Genomic DNA, 17991 nt, shown 5'->3' with positions numbered 1-17991 from the left:
CCAGCTTGTGCATGGCTGTCGACCGTCCATCCGCCGGTGAAGCTGGGCGCGAATACGGAGGCAGTGGTTCTCTCGTCGTTAAATCGCCCTGGGGAAGGAATTGGCACGATGGGCTTGGATTCGCCAAATCCCGCAAGGAACAATTACCGGGTGGACTAGCGGTGTCCCAGCTTGTGAATGCCGAAAAGGGAATCGTGGAGTTGCGTAGGCAAAGCCTGCGCACCAAGATCCTGCTGCTGGCTTGCGCAATCTCGCTCTTCACATCCGTCATCATGGGCGTCGCTGCTTCCCTGCGAATAGAGGGCGAGGTATCCAGATATGCCGAAAGCAATGTCGCCCACGAAACGCGCCTGATCGCGCAGCAGTTCAAGGGGGCTTACGACCTGCTCGAAAATGATGCGTTCGTCATATCGCGCACCCCGCCGATCGAAGGCATCATCCGCAGCAAGCGCAATGGTGGCCTGGATCCGCAGGAAGAATCGACAATCGACCAGTGGCGGTCGCGACTCGAGATGATCTTCGCCTCAATCATGGAAGAGCGGCCCAACTACACCCAGATACGCTATATCGGTATTGCGGATGGCGGCCGCGAACTGGTCCGGGTCAACCGTACTGCCGACGGCAGCGAACCGGTGCCGGTGGACATGCTGCAGCGCAAGGGGACGGAACCGTATTTCCAGCGCGCGTCAATGCTCAAGCCCGGCGAAGTCTACTTGTCCGATGTGAACTACAACCGCGAGTTCGGGCAGGTGGAGGAGCCGCAGATTCCCACGATCCGCGTAGCCGTTCCGATCTTCTCCTCGCGGGGAACGATGTATGGGCTCATTGTCATCAATGCCGATTATCGCGCGTTGCTGACCAGCTATTTCAACACGCTCAGCCTCAAACGAGAGGTGGTGATAACGAATGATGCCGGCGATCACATGACGCGTTATTCCGATGGCACGCTTTCGCCGTTTGTCCTGCATACTGACACTACGCACGCGCTGCCGGGCGGCCTGCTCGACAGGCCGGAAGATCCTGGCCAGTCGGAATGGGTATCGCACGATGAAGAGGCGATGGCCTACTCGGTGTATTTGCCCGTGTCGCAAAGCGTGAATGATTCCCACATCGTCGTGACCGCGCGTATTTCCAACGAGGAGCTCTATGCGCCCGCAAAAGAATCCGCCCTGCAAAGCCTCGCCCTGTCGAGCGTGCTTGTCGTGGTCATCCTGTGCGGGACTGCATTCCTTGCTACCAGGATGACCCGGCCGCTGAGCACGATGACCAAGTCCATCGAGATGGCGATGCACGGGGGCACCAAGCTTTCCCTGCCAACCGACCAGAACGACGAGGTCGGCATGCTGGCAATCGCCTTTCAGAACCTCATTGACAGTCGCAACGAGCACGATGCCAGGGTGCAGGCGGTAATCGACAACGTCGTGGATGCTATCATTTCGATCGATGCATACGGCACGGTGCTTGCCTACAATCCCGCTTCGGAGGCGATCTTCGGGTACAAACCGGAAGAGGTTGTAGGCCAGAACATCAAGTTGTTGATGCCGGAGCGGATATCCGTCGAACATGATGGATATCTGGCGACCTACCGGGAGACGGGACAGAGGCATATCGTCGGGATTACCCGTGAATTGCAGGCGCGCCGCAAGGATGGTTCGCTTTTCCCGATGGAATTGTCGGTCAGCCAGGTCGATCTGAGCGACGGGTCCTACATGTTCACCGGGATCGTGCGCGACATCACCGAGCGCAAGCGCATGGAGGTCATGCAGGGAGAATTCGTCTCGACCGTGAATCACGAGTTGCGCACGCCTCTGACATCGATCCGCGCATCGTTGGGCATCCTGCAGCGCAGGATCGCCGGGAAGATCGATCCGAAATCGGAACATCTTGTCGATATCTCGCTGAAGGGATGCGAGCGGCTGGGAGTGCTGGTGAACGATATTCTGGATCTTGAAAAGATCGCCGCCGGCAAGATGGATTTCTACATGGCGGAATACCAGATCGGCCCGCTGGTCGAAGGGATCCTCGAGCGTCACCAGAGCCTCGCTGAAATCAACGACACCGTGTTCGAGCTGCAGAACGAGATTGATGGCCAGTATTGCTGCCTCGATGCCTCGCGCTTCAGCCAGGCGCTGATCAATCTCCTTTCCAATGCAGCGAAGTTCTCTCCTCCCGGAAAACCGATCATTATCAGGATCGCGCAATCGGCCGCCGACCGGATCACCGTTTCCGTGGCCGATCAAGGTCCCGGCATTCCGGAGGCGTTCCGGTCGAAGATTTTCCAGCGCTTCGCGCAGGCCGACAGTTCGGCCACCCGGTCGAAGGGCGGGTCGGGCCTGGGACTCAACATCACCAAGTCGATTGTCGAGGCGTTCGACGGCACGATCGATTTCGAGAGCGTCGAGGGCGAAGGGACCACATTCTTCATGACCTTGCCCATTTGTGCGGCACCTGAGGAGAAAGGAGCCCCGCAGTGTCAGGCGGCCTGAAAAAGATCCTCTATGTCGAGGATGACGATCTGATCGCAGAGCTGGCGACCATGGCCATGGAGGATTTCGGCGAACTTGCCGTACGGCATTGTTCGTGCGGTGCCGAGGCGCTGGAGGCGATGGAGGACTTCGGGCCGGACCTGATCCTGCTCGACGTGATGATGCCCCAGATGGACGGCCTGGAAACCTTGCGCAGGCTGCGCACGCTGCCCGGCGGAGAGGGCATTCCCGCCATTTTCATGAGTGCAAGAGTGCAGACGCACGAGCGTGACGCCTATATCGCGGAAGGCGCGTGCGGCGTGATTGCCAAGCCTTTCGATCCGCTCGTCCTGGCGGATACGCTTCGGGAAATGTGGGCTGCGGGATTGCCCGCCTCGGCTTAGGAAAGGCTGGCCTTCACCAGCCCGCTTGCCTTGCTCATGTCGAGCTGCGCGCCATGGCGGCTCTTCAGTTCGGCCATGACCTTACCCATGTCCTTCATGCCTTCGGCACCGACATCGGCTTTCACCTGCTCGATCGCGGCCCTGGTTTCCTCCTCGGACAGCGTCTGCGGCAGGAACTCCTCGATCACCGCCAGCTCGCCCTTTTCCTGTTCGGCGAGTTCGGTGCGGCCGCCCTGTTCGTACATCTCGATCGATTCGCGGCGCTGCTTGGCCATTTTCTGCAGCACCTCGATCACCATCGCATCATCATCGGGCTTCTTGTCCGAGGTGCGCAGCTCGATATCGCGATCCTTGATCTTCGCGCCGATCAGGCGGAGCGCGGCGGTGCGATCCTTGTCCTTGGCCTTCATGGCGGTGACGGTTTCGGTTTTGATCGTGTCGCGGAGCATTTGCGCGTTCTTTCCTGTGGATGTTTCGCGCCTGCGATAAGGAAACGGCGCGCATAGTCAAATTAAGTCCCGTATCCGCTTGACGTTGGGGTGGGCCATAGGTAGCGGGTGGGCCTTAGCACACATCGCCGGTAACACTTGTAACGGGAGCCCTCCATGGCCTTTTCCGCCCCTTCGTCTGCGCAACCGAAAGGGGCCACGGGAGTCCTTGTACTCGCCGATGGCACCGTTGTCTGGGGCAAGGGCTTCGGCGCCACCGGCAGCCAGGTGGGGGAGGTGTGCTTCAACACCTCCATGACCGGCTATCAGGAAGTGATGACCGATCCCTCCTATGCCGCGCAGATCGTCACCTTCACCTTCCCGCATATCGGCAATGTCGGCACGAATGAAGAAGACGTGGAAAGCGCCGTCGAAAGCGCCGTCGGCTGCATAGTGCGCGAGGAAGTGACGAAGCATTCCAACTTCCGCGCCACCCGCGAATTCGACGACTGGATGAAGGGCCACGACAAGATCGGCCTGTCAGGCGTCGATACACGAGCGCTGACCCGCCGCATCCGCATGTCTGGCGCGCCCAATGCGGTGATTGCCCATGCGCCGGACGGGAAGTTCGATCTCGACGCGCTGCTGCAGCGCGCGCAGGAATGGCCGGGGCTGGAGGGCATGGACCTCGCCCAGCGCGTGACTCGCCAGCAGCGGGAGGACTGGAAGGGCAGCTTCTGGCAGCTCGGCCACGGCTATGGCAGCGAGGAAGGCGAGGGCCGCCCGCATGTCGTCGCCATCGATTACGGCGCGAAGGACAACATCTTCCGCAACCTTGTGCGCGCAGGCGCCAAGGTGACGGTGGTGCCAGCCAAGACGCCGGTCGAGGAAATCCTCGCGCTGAAGCCTGCCGGCGTGTTCCTGTCCAACGGTCCGGGCGATCCGGCGGCGACGGGTGAATATGCAGTGCCGGTGATCAAGGCACTGCTCGATCGCGACGTGCCGATGTTCGGCATCTGCCTCGGCCACCAGATGCTGGCGCTGGCAGCGGGTGCCAAGACCACCAAGATGCACCAGGGCCACCGCGGCGCGAACCACCCCGTCCAGCGCGTCGGCGGCGTATGGGGCGAGACCGAGGGACTGGTAGAGATCACCAGCATGAACCACGGCTTCGCGGTCGATGCCGCCACGCTGCCCGCCAATGTGATCGAAACGCACAAGTCGCTCTTCGACGGTTCCAACTGCGGCATTTCCATCGCGGGCAAGAAGGCCTTCGGGGTGCAGTATCATCCCGAGGCGAGTCCGGGGCCGCAGGACAGTTTCTACCTGTTCGAGAAGTTTATTGGGTCGCTCGGCTGATGCTCAGGGACGCGAACACTCTCTCAATTCTAGCCATTGAGATCGCTCTCAAGGCGATCGAGACGCACCCGTGATCGCAAAGCCCGCCTTCTTCCTTTTGGCAATCGCCGTCGCGACCCCCACCGCCGCGCAGGATATCGCGCCGGTGGCGGTCGACCTCATGGAAGGCGTCGCCTTTGTCGGTGAGGGCGGGGTGGAGCTGGAGGAGGCTGCGGACGGCACGCCCGTCGCCGCGTTCTGGAGGCCGCTCAGCTATCGCCAGAACGACCAGTTACTCGCAGGCCGGATGGAATGTCGCGCGGCGGCGAGGCGGGAGCCCTATCGCGCCGCGCTCTACCAGCTCGAACAGGTCCACGCTGCGCAGGTCGCCCAGGGCCGCCTTGAAGGCCTGACCGAGCTCGAAACGCGCAGCCAGCCCGGTGAGATCGTCAGCCGCTATGACGTGCTTGGCCGCCGCACTTCGCCGCGCCGCTACCAGGTCCTCACCTATATCGCCGTGCGCACGGCGGCGGAGCTGGTGAGCATTCGCCAGACCTGCTCCTTCCTGCGCGACGGGAACATCTACCGGCAGGACTTCTTTCCCTTTGTCGACCGGCATACCAGCTTCGTCCTGGCCTTGCCGCCGCCCGATTCCGCGGATCCCTACACCGCGCCCACGCTAGACAGCATAACGGATATCGCCAGCTAATGCCCAAAAGAACAGACATCTCCTCGATCCTCGTCATCGGTGCCGGCCCGATCATTATCGGCCAGGCCTGCGAGTTCGACTATTCCGGCACGCAGGCGATCAAGGCGCTGAAGGAGGATGGCTACCGCGTCATCCTGGTGAACAGCAATCCGGCCACGATCATGACCGATCCGGACATGGCCGATGCAACCTATGTCGAGCCGATTACGCCCGAAATCGTCGAGAAGATCATCGCCAAGGAGCGGCCCGATGCGGTGCTGCCGACCATGGGCGGACAGACGGCGCTTAATTGCGCGCTGAAGCTGGATGAGCTGGGCATTCTCGAGAAATACGGCGTCGAGATGATCGGCGCGAAGGCCGATGCGATCGACAAGGCGGAAAACCGCCAGCGTTTCCGCGAGGCGATGGACAAGATCGGCCTCGAAAGCGCCCGCTCCGGCGTCGCGCATACGCTGGACGAGGCCTATGCCGTGCTCGAGCGGACCGGCCTGCCTTCGATCATTCGCCCCAGCTTCACGCTGGGCGGCACGGGCGGCGGTGTCGCCTACAACAAGGCGGAGTTCGAGCGGATCGTGCGCGAAGGCCTCGACGCCAGCCCCACCACTGAAGTGCTGATCGAGGAGAGCCTGCTCGGCTGGAAGGAATATGAGATGGAGGTCGTGCGCGACAAGCACGACAATGCCATCATCATCTGCGCTATCGAGAATGTCGATCCGATGGGCGTGCATACGGGCGACAGCATCACCGTTGCCCCGGCGCTGACGCTGACCGACAAGGAATATCAGATCATGCGCACCGCCAGCATCGACGTGCTGCGCGAGATCGGCGTGGAGACGGGCGGCTCGAACGTGCAGTTCTCGGTGAACCCGGAAGACGGCCGCCTGATCGTGATCGAGATGAACCCGCGCGTCTCGCGCTCATCGGCGCTAGCATCGAAGGCCACCGGCTTTCCCATCGCCCGCGTCGCCGCCAAGCTGGCGGTCGGCTACACGCTGGACGAGATCACCAACGAGATCACCGGCGCGACGCCCGCCAGTTTCGAGCCGACGATCGATTACGTGGTCACCAAGATCCCGCGCTTCGCTTTCGAGAAGTTCAAGGGTGCGAAGGCGGAACTCTCGACCGCCATGCGCTCGGTCGGCGAGGTCATGGCCATCGGTCGCAATATCAAGGAATCCATGCAGAAGGCGCTGCGCGGTCTCGAAACGGGCCTCGACGGCTTTAACCGCGTGGTTGAACTGGAAGGCGTACCGAAGGAAGAGATGACCGCCGCGCTCAGCCGCGCGACGCCGGACCGCATCCTCAAGATCGCCCAGGCCTTCCGCGACGGCTTCACCGTGGAAGAAGTCCACGCGATCACCCATTACGACCCCTGGTTCCTGCGCCATATCTGCGAGATCATCGAGGAAGAGCGGGTGATCGGCCAGGAAGGCCTGCCCAACAATGCGGCGGACCTGCGGCGGCTGAAGGCCATGGGCTTTTCGGACAGGCGCCTCGCCACGCTGGCGGTCCGCTCGGTCGGTGTGGCCGGCGGAATGGCCGAAACGCAGGCCAAGCGTTCGGGCCTGCTGCACGATACCTTGCGCGCGATGGCGGGTGCCACTTCCGAAGAGGAAGTGCGCGAGCTGCGCCACAAGCTGGGCGTGCTGCCTGTCTACAAGCGCATCGACAGTTGCGCCGCCGAGTTCGAGGCCATCACGCCTTACATGTACTCGACCTATGAGGCGCCGACTTTCGGAGAGCCTGAGGACGAGGCCGATCCATCCGAGCGCAAGAAGATCGTGATCCTCGGCGGCGGTCCCAACCGCATCGGGCAGGGTATCGAGTTCGACTATTGCTGCGTCCACGCCTGTTTCGCCCTGTCCGAAGCCGGCTTCGAGACGATCATGGTCAATTGCAATCCGGAGACGGTTTCGACCGACTACGATACGTCCGACCGCCTCTATTTCGAGCCGCTGACGGCCGAGGACGTGCTGGAAATCCTGCGCGTCGAACAATCGAAGGGAGAGCTGGTCGGCGTGATCGTGCAGTTCGGCGGGCAGACCCCGCTCAAGCTGGCGGGCGCGCTGGAGAAGGCCGGTATCCCGATCCTGGGCACGGCGCCCGATGCGATCGACCTTGCCGAGGATCGCGAGCGCTTTGCCAAGCTGGTCGACAAGCTCGACCTGAAGCAGCCGATGAACGGTATCGCCCGCAGCCGGGACGAGGCCGCCGCAGTGGCCGCGCGCATCGGCTATCCGGTCCTGCTGCGCCCGTCTTATGTGCTGGGCGGCCGGGCGATGGAGATCGTCGATAGTGAAGCGCAGCTCGACGACTACATCGCCACGGCGGTGAACGTCTCCGGCGACAGCCCGGTGCTGGTCGACCAGTATCTGCGCGACGCGGTGGAATGCGATGTCGACGTGCTGTGCGATGGCGAGCAGGTCGTGATCGCCGGCGTCATGCAGCATATCGAGGAGGCGGGCGTCCATTCGGGCGACAGCGCCTGCTCGCTGCCGCCTTACAGCCTGCCGGCCGATATCGTCGCCGAGATGGAACGGCAGGGCGAGCTGCTCGCCCGCGGCTTGGGTGTATGCGGCCTGATGAACGTTCAGTTCGCGGTGAAGGATGGCGAGGTCTACCTGATCGAGGTGAACCCGCGCGCCAGCCGCACCGTGCCCTTCGTCGCCAAGGCCATCGGTCAGCCCATTGCCAAGATCGCCAGCCGCATCATGGCGGGTGAAAAGCTTGCCGACTTCCCGCCGATCAAGCGCGAGTTCGATTATATCGCGGTGAAGGAGGCGGTGTTCCCCTTCAACAAGTTCCCCGGCAGCGATCCTGCGCTCTCGCCGGAAATGAAGTCCACTGGCGAGGTGATGGGCATCGACCGTGACTTCAGCACCGCCTGGACCAAGGCACAGCTGGGGCAGGGCTCGGTGCTCCCGCAGGGCGGAACGCTGTTCGTTTCGGTCAAGGACAGCGACAAGCAGTATATCCTTGGCGCGGTGAAGAAGCTGGCTGCCTATGGCTTCAGCATCGTCGCGACCGGCGGCACGCAGGTGTTCCTTGCCGAAAATGGTGTCGAGGTGGAGCGCGTGAACAAGGTGGCCGAAGGGCGCCCGCATATCGTCGACAAGATCGTCGATGGCGAAATCGCCCTGATTTTCAACACAACCGAGGGGTGGCAGAGCCTGAAGGACAGCCAGTCGATCCGCGCCTCCGCATTGGAAATGAAGGTGCCGATCTTCACCACGGCCGCAGCTTCGGTAGCCACGGCAGAGGCGATAACATCGGTCAAATTGGATGATCTTGAAGTCCGGTCACTGCAGGACTATTATGCATAATTGACCAAGATAGACCTTCCCGACATTGCGAAGACCGGCGTCGCCCCAGTGGGCGGGCAGGGTTCTTTTGACGGGATTGCAGGTAAAGACAGGGAATATAATGGAAAAAGTGCCGATGCTGGCGGAAGGCTATGAAAAGCTGACCACCGATCTCAAGGCCCTTCGCGCGGAACGTCCCCGCATCGTCGATGCGATCGAGGAAGCGCGCGCCCATGGCGACCTTTCGGAAAACGCGGAATATCACGCCGCCAAGGAACGCCAAGGCCAGGTCGAGGCGCAGATCGCGGACCTCGAAGATAAGGTCAGCCGCGCGCAGATCATCGATCCGACCACCCTGTCGGGCGATCGCATTGTGTTCGGTGCCACCGTCACCGTGCTCGACGAGGACGACAAGCCGTGCAAGTACCAGATCGTCGGCCAGGCGGAGAGCGATGCCAAGAACGGCCGCATCTCCTACGATTCCCCGCTCGGCCGCGCGCTGATCGGTAAGTCCGTGGGCGAAGAGGTGGAAGTAACCGTACCCTCGGGCGACAAGTTCTACCTGATCGAGAAGGTGCAGTTCATCTGATTGCTCGGTCGCTACGCGGCCGGGATACAGACACGAAAAAGGGCGCGTACCGTGAAGGTACGCGCCCTTTTTTCATGCCTTGCGGCAATCAGTCGCGCAGCGAGGGCGGAACGCGGCCGCCGTTTTCGGCCAGCTTGTTCATCACCTGGCGGTGCAGCCAGATATTGTCCTCGGCCGTGCCCGAATAATCCTCGCGGCCCAGCTCCTGCGCCAGTTCCTTGCGCTCGGCATAGCTGGCATCGAGGCCGACCAGCTTCATCAAATCGACGATCGACGTGCGCCAGTTGAGCTTGTCCGCACCGTCGCGGGCATCGAGGCTCGCTTCGATATCGACCTCGTCGAGCTGTTCGGGCTTGCCCTTGCCGAAGGGCGTGCTGGTGGGTGCCGGAGTGGGCACGGGCGCTTCCTGCGCCTCGGCCTTGCCGAAGATGGCGTCCTTGATCGAGCTGAAAATACCCATGCAATCCTCCTGATATTATCGTCTGAAACCACCATTGCCCCGGAAACGGCAGAGGTAAAGCGCAAATATTACAGGATTACAGGCCCAAGAGGGCGCGCGTGGCGGCGGAGACATCCTCCTGCCGCATCAGGCTTTCGCCTACCAGGAAGGTTCGCACGCCGGACTTGGCGAGCCGCTGGCAGTCGGCATGGTTGTTGATCCCGCTTTCGCCCACCAGCAGCGTGCCTTCGGGTGCGAGCGGGGCCAGCCTTTCGGTGGTGGCAAGATCGGTCACGAATGTCCTGAGGTCGCGATTGTTCACGCCGATCAGCCGAGACGTGAGCCGCGCTGCGCGTTCCATCTCGGCTTCGTCATGGACCTCGACCAGTACATCCATGCCGCGTTCCACGGCAGCCGCCTCGATCTCCGCCATCTCGGCATCTTCCAGCGCGGCGACAATGATCAGGATCGCATCCGCCCCTATGGCGCGGGCTTCCGCGACCTGCCAAGGATCGACCATGAAATCCTTGCGCAGCACGGGCAGGGCGCAGCTGGCGCGCGCTTCGATCAGGAAGTCCTCGTGCCCCTGGAAATAGGGCGCATCGGTAAGGACGGAGAGGCAGGCCGCACCGCCCTTTTCATATTCCATCGCGTGCTGGTGCGGGCGGAAGTCGGCGCGAATAAGGCCCTTGGAAGGGCTTGCCTTCTTGATCTCCGCAATCAGCGCGAAGCCGTCCGCGGCCTTGGCCCGAAGTGCCGCTTCGAAGCCACGCGGCGCGCTTTGTTCGCTGGCACGGGCGTCGAGGTCGGCGACGGTCGCCTCCGCCTTACGCGCGGCAACTTCCTCGCGCTTGGTGGCGCAGATTTCGATCAGCTTGTTGGTCATTGGGCCGCCGCGATCCAGCAATCGAGCAGCGCCTTGGCAAGACCCTTGTCGATCGCCTCGGCCGCTTCCTCCACGCCTTCTTCCCAGGTCGAAGCTTCACCCGCCACAATCAGCGCGCCCGCCGCATTGAGCAGCACGGCATCGCGATAGGCGCCCTCTTCGCCTTCGAGCAGGCGGCGAAGCGCGGCTGCGTTGAAGGCCGCATCACCGCCGCGAATGGCGTCGAGCGAATGGCGCGGCAAGCCCGCATCCTCGGGCGTGATTTCGGTTGGAATACCGTCAATCCCGATAGTGGCGATGCGCGTGGGTCCGGCGATGGAAATTTCGTCCAGCCCCTCCATGCCCGAAACGATCATCACCTTGCTCATGCCCAGCAGCTTCATCGCATCGCGATAGGTCTCGACATAGCCAGGATTGGCAATGCCGATTAGCTGGCGCGAGACCCCGGCCGGATTGGCGATCGGGCCGAGCAGGTTGAAGATCGTGCGGCGGCCCAGCGCCTTGCGGATCGGCATCACATATTTCATCGCCGGATGATGCGCCTGCGCGAAGAGGAAAGTAATCCCGATCTCGTTCAGCGTCTTTCCCGAGACGGCAGCGGCCTTGTCGAGATCGAGGCCGAGCGCTTCCAGCGTATCCGCCGCACCCGCCTTGGAGCTCGCCGCGCGATTGCCATGCTTGGCCACCGGCACGTCACAAGCGGCGACCACCAGTGCCACGGCGGTGGAGATATTGAGCGAATGCTGCCCGTCGCCCCCGGTGCCGCAAACGTCGATGGCATTCTGCGGGCCGGAGACGCGCACCATGCGGTCGCGCATAGCTCTTGCGGCGCCGGCGATTTCCTGCGCGGTCTCTCCGCGATCGGCCAGCGTCACCAGCGTGTCGCGGATTTCCTCCTCCGACATCTCGCCATCGAGCATGCGCGCGAACAGCGCCTCGGCTTCGGAGAAGGACAGGCTCATGCGGCTTCTTTCGTCTCGATGCCGCAGATCTCGAGGAAATTGGCCAGCAGTGCATGGCCGTGCTCGGTGGCGATGCTTTCCGGGTGGAACTGCACGCCGTGGATCGGCAGGTCCTTATGGCGAAAACCCATCACCGCCGTACCGTCGATACCCGGCGTTTCGCTGGTGGCATTGACCAGCAGGCAATCGGGAATGTCCTCCACGATCAGCGAGTGATAGCGCGTGGCGGTATAGGGCGAGGGAATGCCCTTGAAGACGCCGCTATTGTCATGGTCCACGGGGGAAGTCTTGCCGTGCATCAGCCCGCCGCGCACCACCTTGCCGCCGAAATGCTGGCCGATCGACTGGTGGCCCAGGCACACGCCCAGCAGCGGGATGCCCTTTTCTGCGCAGGCTGCCACGAGGTCGAGACTGATGCCCGCCTCATTGGGCGTGCAGGGGCCGGGTGAGATGAGCACGCCCTGCGGCTTCATCGCCAGCGCCTCTTCCACGGTAATGGCGTCATTGCGCTTCACCACCACATCCGCGCCCAGTTCCATCACGTAGTGGACCAGGTTGAAGGTGAAGCTGTCGTAATTGTCGATTACAAGGATCATGGCAGAGCCCTTATTCGCCATTCTCGCGCATTTCCACAATGATCATTGGGCCAAGCGCCGCGCCACTATCCATCCGACCGCGTGCAGGGTCCCATAACTGCGAGACACTGCCGTCGAGGAACAAGGCGTTGGGCGTGCCCGCCACGTCGCGGAAATAGCGGGCGAAGCGGCCGAAGCTCACCGGTGCCTCGCTGATCACGAAATGCGCGCGGCCTGCCGGGTCGATGCCCACACCGTTGCGGATGCGGAGCGAGTCGCCATCGGGCGCGAATTGCGGGTGCAGTTCTCCCGCAATCACCAGCATGGGACCGGACTGGGTGGCGAATTGCGGCCTGTCCCCGATATCGTTGGCGAAGCGTTCGGTGTCCCAGACGTCCCAATCCGTTGATGCCTCGCCGAAGAAGACGCCATTGGGCAGCATGTGGAAATTGCCCGGCCCCTCGCGGCGGTTGAGGCTTTTCAGGCGCTGCCGGTTCTCGACGTAGTAGCCGATGGCATGGCCATCCTCGCCATACATGCCGCCATTCATCGCGAAGGCGACGGGCGGCGCGCCGGACGGGCGCGCGGCGGCATAGGTAGCGAAGCTGCGCAGCGGGTTTCCGTTGGCGTCGCTTTCCACCATGCGGATGGCATGTCGCGCGGGATCGGCGGTGCAATGAGTCAGCGGTGTCTGCTCGAAGACGACCGGTACGCAGGGGCTGGAAACCTCCGGCTCATCGGTAATCGGATTGCCCGCCTCGTCGAGTTCGCGCGTGTTACAGCCCGCAAGGGTCAACAGGGCAGCGAGGAGGGTAAATCGGGCAAACCTCACTGACCGAAGCTAGGCTCGCTCGCCACGCGGGCGGCCTCCCTGGCGGCGGCGACAAGCGCGCTCGCTTTCTGGCGGCATTCGGCGGCCTCATAGTCCGGATCGCTGTCGGCAACGATGCCTGCGCCTGCCTGCACATGCATCACGCCATCCTTCACCACGGCAGTGCGCAGCACGATGCAGCTATCCACCGAGCCATCGGGTGCGAAATAGCCGACACCGCCGGCATAAGGGCCGCGCGTTTCCGGCTCCAGCTCCGCAATGATCTGGCAGGCGCGGACCTTGGGAGCGCCCGAGACTGTGCCTGCCGGGAAGCCTGCGAAGAGGGCGTCGAGCGCGTCGTGATCGGGAGCGAGGCGTCCGATGACATTGCTGACGATATGCATCACGTGGCTGTAGCGCTCGATCGTGAAGCTGGCTGTCACCTTCACGCTGTCCGGCGCGGCGACGCGGCCGACATCGTTGCGGCCCAAATCGAGCAGCATCAGGTGCTCGGCGCATTCCTTGGGATCGGCGAGCAGGCTGCGCTCGTTCTCGCGATCCTCTTCCTCGGTCTTCCCGCGCGGACGGGTACCGGCGATCGGGCGGATGGTCACCTCTCCATCACGCACGCGGACGAGGATTTCCGGGCTCGATCCCACCACGGCGAAACCGGGCAGGTCGAGGAAATAGAGGAAGGGCGAGGGGTTCACACGCCGCAATGCGCGATAGAGCGCGAAAGGCGGCAGCGGGAAGGGGCAGGTGAAGCGCTGCGCCAGCACCACCTGGAAGATATCGCCGGCGGTGATGTAGTCCTTCGCCTTCAATACGATGCGCTCGTAATCGACGGGGTCCATTACCGCTTCGAGGTCCATCTCCGGCAAGTCGAAGGCGCGGTCGGCAGGCGGTACGGCCTCGCCCAGCTTGCGCAGGGTCTCGTCGATGCGTTCTCCGGCGCTCTCGATGGCGCGGTCCGGATCATTGCCGCCAGCCCAGAGCGGCGCGATGCAGAACAGGCTGTCGGACAAATTGTCGAACACCAGCACCAGCGTGGGGCGCGCAAACAGCATGTCGGGCAGCGCCAGCTCGCTTTGCGGCGCGCGCGGCAGCTTTTCGACCAGGCCGATGGTCTCATAGCCGAAATAGCCGACCAGGCAGGCTAGGGCTGGCGGCAGCGCCTTGGGCACATCGATGCGGCAGCTCTTGGCCAGAGCGCGCAATTCATCGAGGCTGTTGCCCGGCAGCGGCTCATAGGCCTCGCGATCATGGCGCCAGTTGCGATTGACCTCGCAGCTTGCGCCGGTTGCGCGGAACATCAGGTCGGGGTCGAGACCCAGCAGCGAATAGCGGCCGACGATTTCCCCGCCTTCGACCGATTCGAGAAGAAAGTCGCCGCGCCCCGGCTCGATCAGCTTGAGCGCCGCGCCGACCGGCGTTTCCGTGTCCGCGACGATCCGCCGCCAGACGAGCGCGTGCTGGCCTGCCGCGAGGTTTGCATGCGCAGCGGCGGCGTTTTCGACGCCAGCGTGAAGGGGAGGCGCTGCGGTCAGGCTCGCCCCCGTCAATTCGTGCGTCCGGACAGCTGCGCGGCGACCGCTTCGACCGCGGCATCGTTGATCTCGATTTCGACTTCGCTTTCGAGCGCGGCGATCAGCTGTTCGGTCAGTTCCTGCGGGACCAGTGGCAGCAGGCCCTGGCGCGTCTGTGCGATCACCGGGGAATTGTCGGCGAGTTCGGGCGCCTCGATGTCCTCAAGCTGGACGATGAACCAGGCGCCCGTTTCCTCGGACTGGAGGGGGCGCGTAGTGCCCTCTGCCATCGAGAAGAACAGTGCGATTTCCCGCGTGGCGCCGCCAGCTGCATCGACTTGCTGGCGATTGAGCGTGACACGGTTTGGCGCGCGGATGGACTTCTCCTCGGCGCGCAGGGCGTCGGCGAGCGTGCTGCCCGCCTCGATCCGCTCCATCACCCGCGCGGCGGCTTCGCCTGCTGCATCGAGGCCGGTGGCGGCGCGCCAGGCGAGCGTCACATCCTCGCGAATGTCGGAGAGCGGCGCGACGGCGGAGCGGGTGATGTCCGACACGTCATAGATGATGAAGACCCGGCCCGGCACGGCTTCTGCCAGTTGCGGCTCGGCTTCTTCCATCTGGAATGCGACCGGGATAATCGGCGCCAGCACCTGCGGGGCGGTTTCCGCGCTGCCATATACCCGACCTGCTGCGGTGAGCGGAGGCGTGGTCTGCACTTCGAGGCCGAGGCGTGTGGCCACTTCGGAGAGGCTGCCGCCGGTGGCGAATTCGTCCTCGATCTCCCTCGTCGCGTCGTTCATCGCCACGCGGCGCTGTTCGGCGGCGAGGGTGGCGGAGATCTCGTCCCGCACTTGTGCCAGCGAGCGTGCGGGCTGGCGAGTGACATCGTTGACCCTCAGGACATACCAGCCGAGCCCGCCTTGCGCGGGGGCGGAGAGCGCGCCTTCCCTGGCAGCAAAAGCTGCGCCGGCCACCGCATCGGAGGTCAGATCGGCAAGGTCTTCCTTGTTGGTAGAGGGGATGGGCGTGGTGCTCAGCCCCTTGCTGCGCGCCGAAGCTTCCAGGCTGACGCCCGAATTGACCTCGTCCACGATTGCCTGTGCGGCAGCCTGTGTGGTTGCGATCAGCTGGGTGAAGGTACGGGTCTCACGCTCGGAATAAATCAGCGCATCTGCTTCATAGCGCTCTGCGATCTGCTCCTCGGTCGGCGCGGGCAGGTTGGCAAAGGCCTCCTCGCCGAACATGGCATAGCGTACCACCCGGCGTTCGGGCCGGATATAGTTGTCGGTGTTCGCTTCGTAATAGGCCTTGAGCTGCGCATCGGTGGGATCGCCGGTGGGCGCATAGTCGGCGGCAAGCAGGGCGGCGACCTGGCCAGTGCGCGTTTCCGCCGTCAGCTCGGCATAGCGGCGATTGATGCTGGCCGGAAGCTGCGGGATCATCTGCACCGGATTGATAACCTGCCGCACGAACAGGTTCATCATGACGTCGTCGCGGAAGCGATCCTCGCTAATGCCCTGCTGGCGCAGGAACGTGCGGAAGCTTTCGGTGCTGAACTGGCCGTCCAACCCGCGGAGGTTGGGATTGGCGGCAATTTCGGAATCGACCAGCCTGTTGCCAGCGCGCAGGCCGTAACGGCGCGCGACTTCGGCAATGGCTGCGCGGCTGACCAGGCTGTCCAGCGTGGTCTGCAGCCCGCCCTGCGCCATGAAGGCTTCCATGGTCAGCGTGGGATTGTCCTGGCGCAGGTTCGCCACAACGTCGCTGGCACGCTGTGCAAGCTCATTCGTATCGATCCGGGTGTCACCCACCACGGCAACCCTGTCACCGCCCGCAACGCCGCCGAAAGTGCCGGTATTGGCGACGTCCGAACTGGCAAAGGCAAAGGCGATCAGGCCCAGGAAGGCCAGAGTCACCACGATCCCGAGCTTGGATCGGAAGAAGTTACGGAAAAGCTGGAGCATGGGTGGATGCGATCTCGTTACTGGTTTTGCGACATGCCGTGCCCTGAGCGCGACCATCGTATATATGTGTCGGGCTCGCGCTTTATCGCCCCTGCGGCGCGCCCGCAACAGCATTGGGCGGTTTGCCGACAATGTGGAAATGCAGCTTTGACAAGCGGGGCAGGGCGCTCTAGCGGGCAGGGACTTTTCCGCCGTAGCGGAACCCTTAACCAATAATTTTGTCCAAGGTACGAGAATGGCCGAGCGCCCCTATATTGTTGGCAACTGGAAGATGCATGGCACGCGCGCCATGCTGGCCGAAGCGCGCGCGATCGACCGGGCGGCGGAACGACTCATCAAGGTCGAGGTCGCGCTGGCGCCTCCCTTCACGCTGATCCACGCCACGCGCAAGGAAGCGACGCTGATCGGCGTGGGCGCACAGGATTGCCATCCGGCCGATGGCGGCGCGCATACGGGCGATGTGTCCGCAGCCATGCTGAAGGATGCTGGCGCCGGTTTCGTGATCCTGGGCCACAGTGAACGCCGCGCTGATCATGGCGAAAAGGATGCCGACGTCCGTGCCAAGGCCGATTCCGCGATCGCGGCCGGCCTCAACGTGATCGCTTGCGTGGGCGAAACCGAAGAGCAGCGCGATGCCGGCAAGGCCGAGAGCGTTGTTGCCAAGCAGCTGAAGGGCTCGCTGCCCGAAGGCGAGGGTGTGGCTGCCAAGGTCACCGTCGCCTATGAACCTGTCTGGGCCATCGGTACCGGACGCACCCCAACGGTCGAGGATGTTGGTGCCATGCACTGCTCGATCCGCAAGGTTCTTAACGAATTCTACGGCGAGGAAGCCGGTGCCACTATCCGCATCCTCTATGGCGGGTCGGTGAAGCCGGATAACGCTGCCGAGCTACTGGCCGCCGACGAAGTGGGCGGCGCGCTGGTGGGCGGAGCCAGTCTTACCGCCGACAGCTTCCTGGGCATCGTCGTTGCCGCTGCGGAAACCCCGGAAAACTGAGCCGACCTTGTCGCGGGCGTGCAGATTGCCTAGATAGCGCGCCTGACTGACTGACCTGGATTGATCCCATGAGCCTTTTCCTGTTCCTCACCGTTGTCCAGGCGATCGTCGCCTTTGCGCTGGTCTGCGTCGTACTGATGCAGCGGTCGGAAGGTGGCGGACTGGGTATCGGCGGTGGCGGCAGCCCCGGCGGCCTGATGTCGGCGCGCGGTGCGGCCGATTTCCTAACCCGCACCACCAAGTGGCTGGCGGTGCTCTTCGTGACGCTTTCCATCGCGCTTGCCGCCGTGGCGATCAACGCCACCAGCGGGCGCGAGATCGACCAGTCGCTCGATCGGTCGGTTACCATGCCTGCCGAAACGGGTGAGGGCTTGTTCCCGGCGGACGCGGAAGGCGAAGCTGGCGAGGAAGCACCTGCGACCGACGATGCTCTTAGCGGCGTCGCCGAATAATCCCTTTCACATTCCGCAGGTCATTGCGGCGCGATCGCGCCACAGTTGTGATGCATTCCTGACACCCATGTTCACTGGATAGTGGATCGCTGGTGAAATTCATCATTTCACACCTTGCCACGAATCCATTTTGATCCCTACAGC

Annotated in this window: 16 protein-coding genes; 8 read left to right on the top strand and 8 right to left on the bottom strand. The window is 63.2% G+C overall.

Annotated features, from left to right (window positions below; translation table 11 throughout):
• The first annotated feature begins 11 nt into the window (after positions 1-11).
• Both E5222_RS07610 and E5222_RS07605 read left to right on the top strand, forming a co-directional pair.
• Positions 12-2486 carry a PAS domain S-box protein gene (locus E5222_RS07610; RefSeq protein ID WP_169053521.1) on the top strand — a complete coding sequence of 825 codons (2475 nt, stop codon included), beginning with the start codon at positions 12-14 and terminating at the stop codon, positions 2484-2486.
• Positions 2471-2869 (top strand): response regulator, encoded by a 399-nt coding sequence (locus E5222_RS07605; protein WP_136693171.1) that lies wholly within the window; start codon positions 2471-2473, stop codon positions 2867-2869. Before E5222_RS07610 ends, E5222_RS07605 begins: the two co-directional genes overlap by 16 nt.
• On the opposite strand, the gene E5222_RS07600 is transcribed toward E5222_RS07605, so the two are convergent.
• Positions 2866-3318, bottom strand: a complete 453-nt coding sequence (locus tag E5222_RS07600; RefSeq protein WP_136693170.1) for a GatB/YqeY domain-containing protein — start codon at positions 3316-3318, stop codon at positions 2866-2868. The genes E5222_RS07605 and E5222_RS07600 overlap by 4 nt on opposite strands.
• Before the next feature lie 156 nt (positions 3319-3474).
• Here E5222_RS07600 and carA point away from each other — a divergent pair, with 156 nt between their 5' ends.
• The 4 genes from carA to greA all read left to right on the top strand — a co-directional run bounded on the left by carA (position 3475) and on the right by greA (position 9235).
• Positions 3475-4656, top strand: a complete 1182-nt coding sequence (carA, locus tag E5222_RS07595) for a glutamine-hydrolyzing carbamoyl-phosphate synthase small subunit (RefSeq protein ID WP_136693169.1) — start codon at positions 3475-3477, stop codon at positions 4654-4656.
• A 70-nt stretch (positions 4657-4726) separates the two neighbouring features.
• Positions 4727-5344, top strand: coding sequence for a hypothetical protein (locus E5222_RS07590; RefSeq protein WP_136693168.1), 618 nt, complete (start codon positions 4727-4729; stop codon positions 5342-5344).
• On the top strand, positions 5344-8667 hold the full coding sequence (gene carB, locus E5222_RS07585; protein WP_136693167.1) for a carbamoyl-phosphate synthase large subunit: 3324 nt from the start codon (positions 5344-5346) through the stop codon (positions 8665-8667). The genes E5222_RS07590 and carB overlap by 1 nt, the downstream gene beginning before the upstream one ends.
• 100 nt (positions 8668-8767) lie before the next feature.
• A complete protein-coding gene (gene greA, locus E5222_RS07580; protein ID WP_136693166.1) occupies positions 8768-9235 on the top strand; it encodes a transcription elongation factor GreA in 468 nt (155 codons plus the stop codon).
• Positions 9236-9323: 88 nt separating this feature from the next.
• Here greA and E5222_RS07575 read toward each other — a convergent pair whose 3' ends face one another.
• The 7 genes from E5222_RS07575 to E5222_RS07545 all read right to left on the bottom strand — a co-directional run bounded on the left by E5222_RS07575 (position 9324) and on the right by E5222_RS07545 (position 16398).
• Positions 9324-9695, bottom strand: a complete 372-nt coding sequence (locus tag E5222_RS07575) for a DUF3597 domain-containing protein (protein ID WP_136693165.1) — start codon at positions 9693-9695, stop codon at positions 9324-9326.
• A gap of 76 nt (positions 9696-9771) precedes the next feature.
• Positions 9772-10560: an indole-3-glycerol phosphate synthase TrpC gene (gene trpC / locus E5222_RS07570; protein WP_136693164.1), complete on the bottom strand. Its 789-nt coding sequence runs from the start codon at positions 10558-10560 to the stop codon at positions 9772-9774.
• The gene (gene trpD / locus E5222_RS07565; RefSeq protein ID WP_136693163.1) at positions 10557-11522 is read right to left on the bottom strand and encodes an anthranilate phosphoribosyltransferase; all 966 of its coding nucleotides are present in this window, start codon (positions 11520-11522) and stop codon (positions 10557-10559) included. Before trpD ends, trpC begins: the two co-directional genes overlap by 4 nt.
• On the bottom strand, positions 11519-12118 hold the full coding sequence (locus tag E5222_RS07560) for an anthranilate synthase component II (protein WP_136693162.1): 600 nt from the start codon (positions 12116-12118) through the stop codon (positions 11519-11521). Before E5222_RS07560 ends, trpD begins: the two co-directional genes overlap by 4 nt.
• A 10-nt stretch (positions 12119-12128) precedes the next feature.
• A complete protein-coding gene (locus E5222_RS07555) occupies positions 12129-12893 on the bottom strand; it encodes a phosphodiester glycosidase family protein (protein WP_246021610.1) in 765 nt (254 codons plus the stop codon).
• Positions 12894-12925: 32 nt separating this feature from the next.
• On the bottom strand, positions 12926-14455 hold the full coding sequence (gene trpE, locus E5222_RS07550) for an anthranilate synthase component I (protein ID WP_136693782.1): 1530 nt from the start codon (positions 14453-14455) through the stop codon (positions 12926-12928).
• Between the two features lie 11 nt (positions 14456-14466).
• Positions 14467-16398 (bottom strand): peptidylprolyl isomerase, encoded by a 1932-nt coding sequence (locus tag E5222_RS07545; RefSeq protein WP_169053520.1) that lies wholly within the window; start codon positions 16396-16398, stop codon positions 14467-14469.
• Between the two features lie 235 nt (positions 16399-16633).
• On the opposite strand from E5222_RS07545, the gene tpiA reads away from it, so the two are divergent.
• Both tpiA and secG read left to right on the top strand, forming a co-directional pair.
• Positions 16634-17395 (top strand): triose-phosphate isomerase, encoded by a 762-nt coding sequence (gene tpiA, locus E5222_RS07540; protein WP_136693160.1) that lies wholly within the window; start codon positions 16634-16636, stop codon positions 17393-17395.
• Between the two features lie 68 nt (positions 17396-17463).
• Positions 17464-17847, top strand: a complete 384-nt coding sequence (secG, locus tag E5222_RS07535; protein ID WP_136693159.1) for a preprotein translocase subunit SecG — start codon at positions 17464-17466, stop codon at positions 17845-17847.
• Positions 17848-17991: the final 144 nt, after the last annotated feature.

Origin of the sequence: Alteraurantiacibacter aquimixticola (assembly GCF_004965515.1) — a bacterium.
In the GTDB taxonomy this organism is placed as follows: Bacteria; Pseudomonadota; Alphaproteobacteria; order Sphingomonadales; family Sphingomonadaceae; genus Alteraurantiacibacter; species Alteraurantiacibacter aquimixticola.
Note: the sequence above shows the minus strand (reverse complement) of the source record. Positions and strands in the feature narration are given on the sequence as shown.